We start from the raw sequence: 13,264 nt of genomic DNA on the forward strand, positions 1-13,264 counted from the left end.
AGAGAATGTGCCAAAGTGAGAGATTTGTCAATGATTTTTTGTTGAGATTTGGGAAATATTTTTGCTGGTTTATTATTTTTCCTCCGCATAAATTTTCTACTCGTGAAAAAATCAATTTTATGCTATTTTATAATGTACTTTTCCCCGCTGATTTTGGCAGAATATGGAAAAAGGATATTTTTAACTTAACTCATTGATTTTAAGGAGCTTTTATGCAACAAGGTAGCGGTTTAGAAATGTTGATCATTCTCGCAGTGTTCGGTGTGATTTTCTATTTTATGGTTTTCCGCCCACAATCTAAACGCCAAAAAGAACAACGCAACTTGCTTTCAAGCCTTTCAAAAGGGGATGAAATCTTAACAAGCGGTGGTTTAATCGGTAAAATTACCAAAGTAAGTGCTGAAGACGAAAACATCGTGATCGCGTTAAACGACAACAACGAAGTGATGATTTCTCGTAACTTCGTGGTTGCGACCTTACCAAAAGGTACAATGAAAGCATTAAAACCTTAATCTCATTTTTTAACGCTTGTTTTGGGTGCATCAGTGTGCTTAAAAACAAGCGTTTTACTTTTAGGAGAATTAGTGTGTTAAATCGATTCCCGTTATGGAAGAATCTGATGATCATCATTGTGACGCTCATCGGTAGCTTGTATGCTCTTCCAAACTTATATGGTGAAGATCCATCCGTGCAAATTTCAGGGACACGTGGGCAAGAGGCAACAACGGAAACGTTGGCTCAAGTCAATAATGCCCTTGCATCGTTAAATATCTCACCAAAAGCAACGCAGCTTGAAAATGGCTCGATCTTAGTGCGTCTGGAAAAAGACGATCAACAATTGCCAGCTAAAGAGAAAATCTCAGAAATGCTAGGCGATAAATATTCAGTGGCTTTAAACCTTGCTCCCGCGACACCAACTTGGCTAACGGATATTGGTGGTAGCCCGATGAAACGTGGTCTAGACTTACGTGGTGGGGTTCGCTTCTTAATGGAAGTAGATATGAATACCGCAATGCAAAAGCAGCAGGAAGGCTTACAAGACTCTTTACGCAGTGATTTCCGAAAAGAGAAAATTGGCTATAAAGCGGTTAAAAAAGGCGAGAATTTTGCAACTGTGATTGAGTTTAATGACTCTGCTGATGCAGATAAAGCAGTGCGCTTAGTAAAACGTACGCATACTACCCTAGAAGCCTCTTACAACTCACCGGCAGAAGTAACTTTTGCACTTTCTACAACGGGTTTATCTTCTGCTAGAGATATGGCCATTGAGCAGAACTTATCTATTTTACGTAAACGTGTGGAAGAGTTAGGTGTTTCTGAACCGACTATTCAGCGTCAAGGTGCCGATCGTATCGTAGTTGAATTACCAGGAGTGCAAGACACCGCTCGAGCAAAAGAGTTGCTTGGTGCAACAGCAACACTTGAGTTCCGTTTAGTCAATGATACTGTAAATCCAGAAGCAGCAACGCGTGGGATTGTGCCTGCGGATTCAGAACTCAAATATATGCAAGATGGTCGCCCAATGGTACTTAAACGTAACCCAAGTTTAGGCGGTGAACATATTATAGATGCAAATTCTGGAAAAGATGACCGTGGTTTACCACAAGTTAGCATTAAGCTAGACAGTGATGGTGGTAACCAAATGGCAGAAATTACGAAAAGTGCAGTCGGTAAGCCAATGGCAACACTTTATAGAGAGTTCAAAGATTCTGGTCGTCGTGATGCGAATGGCAAAGTGATCCTTGAAAAACACGAAGAGGTGATTAATGTAGCAACCATCAACAGTCGCTTGGGTAACCAATTCCAAATCACAGGGATTAACTCACCTGCTGAGGCTCAAAACTTAGCGGTATTACTTCGTTCAGGTGCATTGATTGCGCCAATTGTTATCGTAGAAGAACGTACAGTCGGTGCGTCACTTGGTGCAGATAACGTGGAAAAAGGCTTGGAAGCAGGGATGTATGGTCTCGTACTCACTATTATTTTCTGCTTAGTGTACTACAAAATGTTCGGTGTGTTTGCTTCGATTGCATTAACCGTTAATATGATTTTAACCATGGGGTTAATGTCGTTAATTGGTGCAACCTTAACGATGCCAGGGATTGCCGGTATAGTGCTTGCCGTGGGTATGTCAGTGGATGCGAACGTATTGATTTACGAACGTATCAAAGAAGAATTGCGTAACGGTCGCTCAGTACAACAAGCGATTCACGAAGGCTATAACGGTGCATTTACCTCTATTTTCGACTCCAACTTAACCACTGTGTTAACCTCATTAGTGCTTTATGCCGTGGGTACTGGGCCTGTAAAAGGCTTCGCGATTACTTTGGCATTGGGCGTAATAATCTCTATGTTTACAGCAATAACTGGAACGCGTATGCTTGTAAACTGGGTTTATGGTGGTAATAAACGTGTAAAAAAACTTTGGATTTAAGGTGATATAAATGGCAATTATTCAAAAAGAAAAAGACGCATCGGAAATCAAGCTTCCGTATAAGCTCATTCCATTTATGCGTTATCGCTTTATCGGTTTTGGCTTTTCACTCATTGTAACAGCACTTTGTCTTTTCTCCATTGTAACCAAAGGCTTTAACTGGGGCTTAGATTTCACGGGTGGTACTGTGATTGAAACCTCATTTTCACAACCTGCTGACTTGGAAAAAGTGCGTGCCTCTTTAGAAAAAGAAGGCTTTGGCAGTGCGTTAGTGCAAACTACGGGTAGCCAAAAAGATATTATGATCCGCTTACCAGCTTCTGCGGGTGATAAAGATCTCGGCAATAAAATTATGAATATGGTTCATAAAGATATTGACTCACAAGCAGTAATTAAAAGCGTGGAATTTGTTGGACCAAACGTGGGGGAAGAACTCACGCAAGGGGCCATCTATGCAACGCTTGCAACGCTTGGAATGCTCTTACTTTACGTTGGTACGCGTTTTGAAGTGCGTATGGCATTTGGTGGTATTTTAGCCTTGTTCCACGACGTATTGGTTACCGTGGGGATTTTCTCTTTCCTCCAAATTGAGATTGACCTTACCTTCGTGGCAGCGATTCTTTCGGTCGTAGGTTACTCACTGAACGACTCCATCGTGGTATTCGACCGTGTGCGGGAAAACTTCAGCAAAATCCGCCGCGTAAGTTCGCAAGAGGTGATTGATATTTCATTAAGCCAAACGCTTTCACGTACCTTAATGACCTCTGTAACCACACTCTTTGTGGTAGCCGCTCTCTTCTGGTTTGGTGGACCAAGTATTCACAGCTTCTCGCTCGCCTTGTTGATCGGTATCGGCTTTGGTACTTATTCTTCGATCTATATCGCAATCGGTGTAGCATTAGAGCTAGGCTTAGACCGCGAACATATGAACAAACCCGTGGTTGAAAAAGAAGGTGCAAATACCGAATCTTTTATTGACTACTAGTTGGTAAGTTTCAAACAAAAAAAGACCGCTTGTTAGAATGACAAGCGGTCTTTTTATAATAATTTTATCTATTATAACTTTTGTTTGCTAGTTTAATAACTCCGCAAAATCTCCTTGCGATTTAATCTCTGCAAATTTTCCTTTTTGGATAATCTTTCCTTTTTTCATTACCCAAATTTCATCGCAATTCGCTAAATCTTCAACACGATGGGTGATCATCAACGCTGTGTGTTGCTGGCTTAAATGTTGCAAAGCTTGTAGTACTTGTTGTTCAGACTGCAAATCTAAACTTGCGGTGGGTTCGTCTAACAGCAATAATTCATAATCTCTTAATAGAGCACGAGCAATGGCAATACGTTGAGCCTGCCCGCCAGAAATGCCCGCATTGCTGTCTTGTACTTGGTGCTCTAAGCCTAAACGGTAAACAAACTCATCCGCTTTAGAACGCGAAAGTGCTTGCTCAAGTGCTTGTTCTGAGACTTCGCGATTACCAAGCAGAATATTCTCTTTTAATGAACCGCGAATAAGTTGAGGATTTTGTCCCACCCACGCTAACTTTGCTCGCCATTGGCTTAGGTTTAATTCACGTAGTTCAACACCATTGATGGTAACCGAACCTTCATACGGTAAGAAACCAAGCAACATATTCATCAATGAGCTTTTGCCTGCCCCGCTCTGTCCAACTAAAGCGATATGCTGTTTTTCACAAATTTCGAAATTGAGTGGCTGAGTTAAGCATTTGCCTTGCACAGAAAGCACCACGCAATCTTTGGCTTGAATCACAAGCGGTTGATTTTGGAAATCTTTTTGTGAAGCTTGGTGAGATAATACCTCTTCATTTAAAAAGGTTTCGATATTATCCGCTGCTGCAATAGCCGCCGCCTTATCGTGATAGAACACACCCAATTCGCGCAGCGGCTGATAAAACTCTGGTGCGAGCATCAAGCAGAAAAAGCCGGTAAATAACCCAACGGCAACGCCATAACCACCAAAATCTAATTCGCCTAAGAAGGTAAAGCCAAAGTAAACCGCCATTACCGCAATCGAAATTGCCGTAAAAAATTCAAGCACAGCCGAAGAAAGAAACGCCATTTTCAACACATCCATGGTGCTCAAACGGAACTCTTCCGTGCTTTGATAAATTTGCTCAGTCTGCTTTTCCGCTTGCCCAAATAGACGGATGGTTTCTAATCCGCGAAGTTTATCTAAAAATTGACCGCTCATTCGTGAGAGCACGCCAATATTGCGTTGGTTGGCTTCCACCGCTTTAATTCCCGCTAATGCCATAAAAATAGGGAGCAGTGGTAGTGTTGCGAATAAAATTAAACCTGCCGCCCAGTTGATTGGAAACACTATGCAGAGAATTAAGATGGGTACAATCAGAGATAAGAACTGCTGAGGCAGATAACGAGCATAGAAATTATGCAGATTTTCGACTTGTTCTAACATCAAGTTTGCCCAACTGCCTGTTGGTTTTTGCTGGAGCGACATCGGACCGACCGCTAACAGTTTTTGAATAATCTGCTGGCGTAAATGCAAGCGCAAGGTCTGCCCCGCTTTAAAGCCCATTCGTTCACGCAACCAAATCAACACCGCTCTGGCTGTGAAGCAGCCGAATAATAATCCTATTTCAGCTAGAAATTGGCTTGCAGTTTGGTGTTCAATAATGATTTTATGCAACATCAAGGCAATCAGCGCCATCTGTCCCATCATAAACAAGGCGCTGATTGCGCCAAAGAGCACGTTTAGCAGCAGATATTTTTTCACAGTTTTCTGCTGTTCACGTAGCCATTTTTGTAGAAGTTTTTGTCGTTCTTTTTTCATTTATTTCTCTATAAGTGCTTGGCGAATTTTTTAATCAAAATCAAAACGATACATTAAATCGACCGCTTGATTTACACTAGAAACCCATTGTAAATACAATTTCGGAGCGAGATTATAACGTAAAGTTAGCTCCGTTAAAGGGGCAAAAATGCCTACACCATATTTCACTCTAAATTTTGGCGTGAGGCTCGCACTCACTTCCACTTTCGTATTATCGCCAATCCCCGCCGTGCTTACGCTTAAATCATTTAAGCCAAAAGCACTGCCCACTTTGCCGACCGTTTTACTGCTTTTTGCCAAACTCATACCAAGCAAGGCTGCCGCCATTGAGTTACTCGAGCTGGTATCGCCGCTACTATCTAACGAACGCCCTGTTAAGATATAAGAAAGTGCATTATTTTGTGACATTGCAGGCTCTGAGAACACTTTAACTTCAGGGCTATCCGCCAAGCCAACCACTTTTACACCAGCGGTAATTGAGCTATCTTCCATTGCTTCTGGATTGCGAATCGCTTCAATATTCAAACTTGGTTGAGAAGGCAAGCCTGCAAAGCTGATTTGCCCTTTGCGGATAATTAAATCCTGTCCAAATGAAGCATATCGCCCTTTGGTTAAATTCACTTGACCATACAACCCTAAGCCCTGTTTGCCTTGGCGCACTGCAATCGTACCATCTAAGTTGGCTTTCAAGCCATAGGCATTGAGTTTCACATCATCACCAATATGGATGTTAATGTTCGATTTAATCGCCATTCCGCTTGGCGTGGTTTGTGGAATTTGACGCTGTGCCAGCGGGATTTTTTTCTTCACAGAACCATCCATAATCACTTCGTCATCACTTACGCTTACCGCGCTTTCTGGCAACTCTTCAACTTCAATCCTTGCCCACGGAATATCAATGTTTCCGCCCAATTCAAGCTCTTTTGGCGTGACTGAAACCGAAATATTCGGGCTTACTTCCACTTTCCCAATATTTGGCATACTTACTTTAAAGCGATTCGCACGGGCATTGATTGTACTTCGCCATGCGTCTAATTTTCGCCAATCGGCAGAACCCTCTAAATGTAGATCACTCTCTGGCGTTTGAACTACACCCGAGAGGGTAGAACTCGCCCCATGGAACTGCATCGCCAAACGCCCATCAGTAATATCAAACGGCATTGAAACCGATTTTGCACGTAAATTGCTTAAACCCAATTGCCCGTGTAATTGTGGTGCAAGCACGTTTCCGCCCATCGTCAATTTCGCATTGATATTGCCATCGACCGATTCTCCGCCCGTCAATAACGGTTTGATTAAACGAAGCGAAAGCTGATCAATCTCAATTTGTCCAGATAATGTTCGTGACTTGGCAATGTCTTTCATCACTAAATCTGTTGTCAATCGCCCGTTATTTTCAATCCGTAAATCTGTTTTCAGATTCAGATTATTGTCTGCCAAACGAGCGTTGATTTTAAGCGGGCTTGCCGTAATCGGGAATGTTTTGCCCTCCGATAAAGCTTGCGTAAATTTTAAGTGATGTGAATTAACCTCTAAATTTACTTGTGGTGCTCTGTTTTTAAACCATGCTGCATCGCCTTTTGCCGAAAGAATTCCCGATAATTGCGTGCTGTTATCTAAATAGGTTTTTAGCATCGCTAAATCTAATCGCTTGATCTCAAACGGAATTTTCCCTTCTTGCCCCGCATTAAAAATTTGCGGGAAACAGAGTTCAGCGTGCGAATTTAACCAGCAATGAGGCGACACTTGGGCGTTAATTTGCTGATTGTTATAATTCACATTCACCGCTTGATTGATTCTAAATTTGCCAAGCTCTCGGTTTTCAATTGCCAATTGGCTAATTTGCCCATTCCAGACTTGTTGCAAGCGGTCAAATTTGCCAGAAAGTTGCAAATTCGCCGAGATTGGGTCGCCTTTTGCGTTGAATGTGAGACTATGTTGCGCTTCTGAACCTTTCGCGTTGAGATCCGCTTTTTCGACTTTGATTTCGCCATAGGCAAATTTTTGCAGCGTTAATGCAACATCACCTTGAATGGTTTTCTCGGTCGTGACTTTCCCTTTCGCCGTTAAATATTGCAAATTCAGCTCATCATAGACTACATTATTTGCTGTCAGATCGAGATCTAAGTTTGGCTCGCTCACTTTACCTGAAAGCGTTATATCACCTTTGATGCCCGCTTTTAAACGTGGCACTAAACCTTGTAAATTAGGGGCGTTTAGATTGGCGGTAAAGTTTGAATTATCACCCAACACGCCTTGCATTGCGATGCGATTTTCGCCATAAATCAAGGTTGCATTTGGTACGTTCAACAAAGTTTGATGATCAGACTTCAATTGCCCTTGAAGTTGAAACGAGCGTTGTGAAAGCATGCCTTTGATATCCATTTTGGGCACATCAACCGCCCATTCTCCACTCTCTTTTCCGCGAGCGGCGTAGCCGTTATTTTCAAGATCGCCACTTAACACTGCAGCCCAATCTGGGGCGAGCGATTTTGTGTTGATATTGTTGAGCTTCAATTTGCTTTGCCATTCAACGCCATCACGCCAATCGATCAAGCCTGAAAGCTGAGCTTTACCGTCTAAAGCGGTTAAATTTAGGTTATCAATGGCAAAATGAGTAATAGTGCCATTACCTTTTAAATTCACACTTGTAGCAGGAATATTCATTCCCTTCGCATAGCCTGAAAGCGTGAGTTGATAATGGCTCATATCGCCTTGTAAATTCAAGGCAACATTATTTAATTTCAGCGGATCATTCTTGTCCAGCGTAATGGCACAGCTTGCCGACGGGCTGTTTAGGTTAAGATTAAACGGATTTTTCTCTGTGGCTAACGCAATATCGCCTGATAATTCGGCTTGAATTGCTCCCGTCGTTTTTACATTTAATAACGTTTTTTGGAAAAGATCTCCAGAAAGTGCGACATCCGCATTATTCACAGGAATTGCCGATGAGAAGTTTTGCAAACCTTCCGCATGCAATTGCAAATCAAGCGGGTAATCCCCGTTTAGCATCAGCTGCCCTCGTGCGGAAAGATTGCCTTGCTGACTTTTCAGATTTAAACGGCTAATTTCAACTGTTTGGGAATCTGCTTTTGCGGCTAAGGTTGCTTTATCCAAATTAAAAATCTGGCTTGGTTTCTCATCTGGGGTTAATGGCTTTTGAGTGATATTGATATTGTCTAAATTCAGCTGCTCAATATTAAAATCAAGTGGCAAAATAAGAGGTTGTTTTTTGGTTAAAAATGGTGAATTTAGCGTTTTCTGAATAGCTGCCCAATCAATCGGCTCTTTTGCAGATTGTTCTTTAGATTGTACCGCTTGTTTCGCCTCAGGATCCTCCAATTTCATTGGGGCAAGTGAAATCGTCAAGCCATTTAACTCGGTTGGGAAAAGAATAACAGAACGCCCTTTACCTTGAATGCCCGACTGGAAATGATCAAGTTGAATATCTAACGCATCCACTTTCACTCTGATATTATCCAACGCAATTTTTTTCGCGGTAATCCCAAGTGGCAAATTAAGTTCGGTAAAAGGCTCGCTCTCTTCTTGGGGTTGAGATGGCGGAAGTTTGCTCGTGTCAATCGCAACTTGCGTATCTTTTAAGCTCAAGTTTTCAAGACAAGCATCATATTTCCACAAGCAAGAAAAATCGAAATGTAACTGTGCCAAGCCAGCCGAAACATTCACGCCCGCCATTTTGTATTGGGTATTGGTAAGCGTTAGTCCCTGTTGCAAGCTGCCTTCAACCTGCTCAATGGAAAACTCATCTAATAAGCGATCAGCCAAATGAATGACCGAACGTTGCCCGTAACCTGTGGCGAGATAGCCCATTACACCAACAAAAAGTAGCGAAACCCCGCACAGCATCCAATGCACAAACTTACCTTTGAGTTTTGGTTTTATTTCTGAAGATTGCTTTTCTGTTTTGCTCGATTTTTCTGTGATTTCTTGTTCTTGCATACTAAAGTTCTGAACCTAATCCGATATAAATTTGCACGCCTTTTTTATTACTTGGCGATTTTACAGGAGTTGCGACATCAAGTTTGATGGAACCAATGGGGGATGCCCAACGCACACCAATACCCGCCCCTGAGTGTAAATCTTTGCTGTTGAATTTGTCAGACGCTAATCCCGTATCATAAAAAGCGGCTGCCCACCAATCTGGGTAAACTTGATATTGATATTCTACCGAACCTGTGGCTAAGCGCGAACCGCCGAGCCGTTTTCCATTATGGGGATCGCGTGGTGAAATATCTTTGTAGCCAAAGCCTCGCACGCTCATATCCCCCCCCGCAAAATAGCGTAACGCAGGAGGGATTCGTTCAAATTCTTTGGTGTGAATACTGCCCACTTCGCCACGCAATACAAAGCGGTGATTTTTAAAGTAAGTTCGAATCCAAGCGGTAGCCAGTTTCCAGCTATAAAAATTAACATCCGAAGTCAGATCTTTTGAACCCCAGTTCACCGTTAATTTTTGCGTATCGCCCCACAATGGGAAACGACGTCCATCTGAACGGGTACGATTTAATGATGCTGTTGGGTAAATCAGCAGCGTTTTATGCGAAATATCCGCTTGCGTAAAGGAATCATAACGGGCTTTCACGCCAGCCGAAAACGACCAGCCTGTTTCGCGTGTCCAAAACCGCATTAAGCCCAAGGTTGCCGCGGTTGATTTGGTATCATTTTGATCTTCACGCTCAATGCCGCCAGACACTTGGTAATAATAATGAATTGGGTTTGCTCGCACAGGAATGTTGTAGCCAAATTCTGCAGTCTGTTCAGGGCGAGAAATATAAGTGCGGGATTCAAAACTATGCCCACGACTGTTAATCCAAGGTTTCTTCCAGTTAAATTGCAAACGTGGCCCCACATCGGTTGCAAAACCTAAACCGACTTCCATCTCATTGCGTTTACGAGGCTGAAAGAGTATATTGAGATCCACTGTTTTCTGCTCTTCATTTAGCTTTGGTTCAACCAACACGGAAGAGAACCAATTGCTTGATGTGTAATCTGAAGTCAGCGTGGTTAAATCGTTGCCGTTGTATGGCTCGCCCGTATGGATTTTAAGAATATTCCGCAAATAATCTTCACGAATTTGGTTATCGGTAAATTCGATTTCTCCATAACGATAACGCTCACCGCTGTCATAGCCTAATCGCCAATCGGCGGAATGCTCAGTTGGATACACCTCAAGACGATGATAGAGCCAATGCCCATCAAAATAGCCTTTTTTGAAGGCAAGCCCTTCTAAGCTACTTTTAAAATTATCATAAACGCGATGATATAAAGTCGCCCCTTTTTTCGGCACGGTGGTGAGTAGATGTTCAAAATCCGGATCGGTTTTCGCCTCGCCAATAATTTGTACATCCGTTTCATCAATTTTGATGGTTTCTTTATCCAGCTCAACATTTAACACCAAGATCGGCTTTTTGCCCTTGCGCGGTTCTAACACAAACTGATATTTTGTGTTGTAAAAACCTTTCGCGCGCAAACCTTTATCGACCGCATTTTTGACTAAATATTGGTAACGCTCGGAACCATCGGCATATTCGGGTGCAATTTGCGATAAAAAAATCTGCACGTTTGCCCAAGCATCTTTATCTCTGCTTGCAATGCCTCTGACCTCTAAATCAACTTGAGCTTGTTCGCTATTTTCTGAAGGCTCAGAAGCGGTCGAGTTTTCTTCCTCTTTTGCGATTTCTTCTGCATAGCTCAATGAAGAGATTGCTATCAGGCAACAAAGTGTTAAAAAACGAAATTTAAAATGCACGTTATTTCCTTGGAAATCACCTAGGGCTACACGCCCTAGGTTAGTTATAGATATGTCTCCGGGACACTAATCATTTAGTTATTAAGCCCTATAGGGGCTGCTGATTTATGAGTAACCTAGGGCAATAGCCCTAGAGTGATACTAACAGTGATAAATTTATCTCACCAATCTCAACGGATTCACCGCTACACCTGCTCGAGTAATACCAAAATAAAGCGCGGGGCTACTTCGACCGCCAGAGTTCCCCACGGTTGCAATCGTTTGACCTGCGGAAACGCGAGCACCTTCTTTCACCAAAATACTTTGAGCATAACCATAAACGGATAAATCGTCACGACCGTGGCTGATTACTACCACATTGCCGTAACCTTGTAGCCAGCCAGCCACCATCACTTTACCGCCAGCAATAGTTCGAATTGGTGTGCCTGCACTGGCTGAAATCACGACACCATTCCAACCATTACCAAAGTTAGTCACGACTTTACCAGAAACTGGCATCGAATATTTGCTTGAATCTAAACCACTACCTGCTCGTACTTGCTGCTTCTCACTTTCTGTCGCTTTGCGGTTCTCTTCTCTGCTTTTCTTCGCATCTAACTGAGCAATATCACGTTTTTCTTGCTCTTCTGCTTGGCGCGTTGCTGCCACCAATTTTTGTTGAAGAGCTGCCGCATTCGCTCTTAATTCTTCCAATTGACTTTGGTCTTTTTCAAGTGTTTTATCAATCGCCTTTAATGTATTTTCTCGCTCACGCTGCACTTTTTTTAAGTCTTGCTCTTGCTTCTTTTGGGTAGAAAGCTGCGTTTGATGCCCTTTCTGCTGTCCTTTTAATTCATCGCGACGCGCTTTTAGTTCCTTTTGAGTATGGCGTAAATCATTAATTAAATCAATGCGAACTTGATTGATGTGTTCATAGTAAGCGGTCATTCTGTCTGCATTTTTTGCAGAATCGGACATCAACCTTTCAAGCACAGAAGGATGAATACCCGAACGGTACGCCGAATCCAACTGATCTTTTAATCGCTCTTTTTGCTCTTTTTCTTGCTGTTCTAACCGCTGGATCTCTTGTTCAGTGCGTTTAATTGAAGCCCGAATATCCGCCAATGAACTCTCAGTATCTTTTAGTTTAGTAAAGACTTGCCCCATTTCCACTTCTTGCTGTTTAAGTGTAGTTTGCAACGCATTACGTTTTTGGCGGCTTTCATTGATTTTACTTTTCTGTTTTTCGATTTTTTGATTGATTTCAGAAAGTTGATTGGCGTGACTTATCGCAATTAGGCTATTTAAACCAAATAAGCTAAATATGAGAACGAAAAGGTAGCGAATTTTCACAAAAATTCCTTAAGCAAGCAGATATAAATGTTGCTATTCTAGTGAAATTTTTGAGGAAAATCAGCTTTTCTACGACTTTTTACACGCTTTTACAAAAAGAAAGTGCTTTACCCTTTAAAAATCAGGGATTTTTTGCTATAAATACTGAGTTTTCATAATCAACTCAACTTAATAGGAGCTCCTATGGAATTAGTATTTATTCGTCACGGTTTCAGTGAATGGAATGCTAAAAACTTATTTACAGGTTGGCGTGATGTTAATTTAACAGAACGTGGTATCGAAGAAGCAAAAGCGGCGGGTAAAAAATTATTAGACGCAGGCTATGAGTTCGATATCGCATTTACTTCTGTGTTAACACGTGCAATCAAAACTTGTAATATCGTATTAGAAGAATCTAACCAATTATGGATTCCTCAAGTGAAAAACTGGCGTTTAAACGAACGTCACTACGGTGCATTACAAGGCTTAGACAAAAAAGCAACAGCAGAACAATATGGCGATGAGCAAGTTCACATATGGCGTCGTTCTTACGATATCTCCCCTCCTGATTTAGATCCGCAAGACCCAAATTCCGCACACAACGACCGTCGTTACGCACACTTACCAAAAGATGTGATTCCAAACGCAGAAAACTTAAAAATCACATTAGAACGTGTTTTACCCTTCTGGGAAGACCAAATCGCACCAGCATTATTATCTGGTAAACGTGTGCTTGTAACGGCTCACGGTAATTCATTACGTGCGTTAGCAAAACACATTATCGGTATTTCTGATGCTGAAATTATGGATTTCGAAATTCCAACGGGTCAGCCATTAGTATTAAAACTAGATGACAAATTAAACTTTGTAGAGAAATTCTATCTATAAGTTAAAAACTAATTGAATAGAAAGCTTAAAATAAAAATAATCTGCACTCTAA

The 13,264-nt window shown here is 41.9% G+C and carries 8 protein-coding genes; 4 read left to right on the forward strand and 4 right to left on the reverse strand.

Annotated elements, in window-relative coordinates; genetic code table 11:
- Nucleotides 1-212: 212 nt before the first annotated feature.
- The 3 genes from yajC (at nucleotide 213) to secF (ending at nucleotide 3,419) form a co-directional block, all read left to right on the forward strand.
- Nucleotides 213-512 (forward strand): preprotein translocase subunit YajC, encoded by a 300-nt coding sequence (gene yajC, locus DPV92_RS02160; protein ID WP_005706203.1) that lies wholly within the window; start codon nucleotides 213-215, stop codon nucleotides 510-512.
- Nucleotides 513-586: 74 nt separating this feature from the next.
- Entirely contained in the window at nucleotides 587-2,434 is a 1,848-nt protein-coding gene (gene secD, locus DPV92_RS02165) for a protein translocase subunit SecD (RefSeq protein ID WP_111353455.1), read from the forward strand.
- 10 nt (nucleotides 2,435-2,444) lie between these two features.
- On the forward strand, nucleotides 2,445-3,419 hold the full coding sequence (gene secF, locus DPV92_RS02170; protein WP_111353456.1) for a protein translocase subunit SecF: 975 nt from the start codon (nucleotides 2,445-2,447) through the stop codon (nucleotides 3,417-3,419).
- 87 nt (nucleotides 3,420-3,506) lie between these two features.
- On the opposite strand, the gene cydD is transcribed toward secF, so the two are convergent.
- The 4 genes from cydD to envC form a co-directional block, all read right to left on the reverse strand.
- Nucleotides 3,507-5,243 (reverse strand): heme ABC transporter permease/ATP-binding protein CydD, encoded by a 1,737-nt coding sequence (gene cydD, locus DPV92_RS02175; protein ID WP_111353457.1) that lies wholly within the window; start codon nucleotides 5,241-5,243, stop codon nucleotides 3,507-3,509.
- A 30-nt stretch (nucleotides 5,244-5,273) separates the two neighbouring features.
- Nucleotides 5,274-9,203: an autotransporter assembly complex protein TamB gene (gene tamB, locus DPV92_RS02180; protein WP_111353458.1), complete on the reverse strand. Its 3,930-nt coding sequence runs from the start codon at nucleotides 9,201-9,203 to the stop codon at nucleotides 5,274-5,276.
- 1 nt (nucleotide 9,204) lies between these two features.
- Nucleotides 9,205-10,941, reverse strand: coding sequence for an autotransporter assembly complex protein TamA (gene tamA, locus DPV92_RS02185; RefSeq protein WP_404810733.1), 1,737 nt, complete (start codon nucleotides 10,939-10,941; stop codon nucleotides 9,205-9,207).
- 228 nt (nucleotides 10,942-11,169) lie between these two features.
- Nucleotides 11,170-12,345, reverse strand: coding sequence for a murein hydrolase activator EnvC (envC, locus tag DPV92_RS02190; RefSeq protein ID WP_111353460.1), 1,176 nt, complete (start codon nucleotides 12,343-12,345; stop codon nucleotides 11,170-11,172).
- A 183-nt stretch (nucleotides 12,346-12,528) separates the two neighbouring features.
- On the opposite strand from envC, the gene DPV92_RS02195 reads away from it, so the two are divergent.
- Entirely contained in the window at nucleotides 12,529-13,212 is a 684-nt protein-coding gene (locus DPV92_RS02195; protein ID WP_005708618.1) for a 2,3-diphosphoglycerate-dependent phosphoglycerate mutase, read from the forward strand.
- The last annotated feature ends 52 nt before the right edge of the window (nucleotides 13,213-13,264 follow it).

The sequence above is a fragment of the Pseudohaemophilus paraphrohaemolyticus genome (assembly GCF_003253115.1).
Taxonomy (GTDB): Bacteria; Pseudomonadota; Gammaproteobacteria; order Enterobacterales; family Pasteurellaceae; genus Haemophilus_A; species Haemophilus_A paraphrohaemolyticus_A.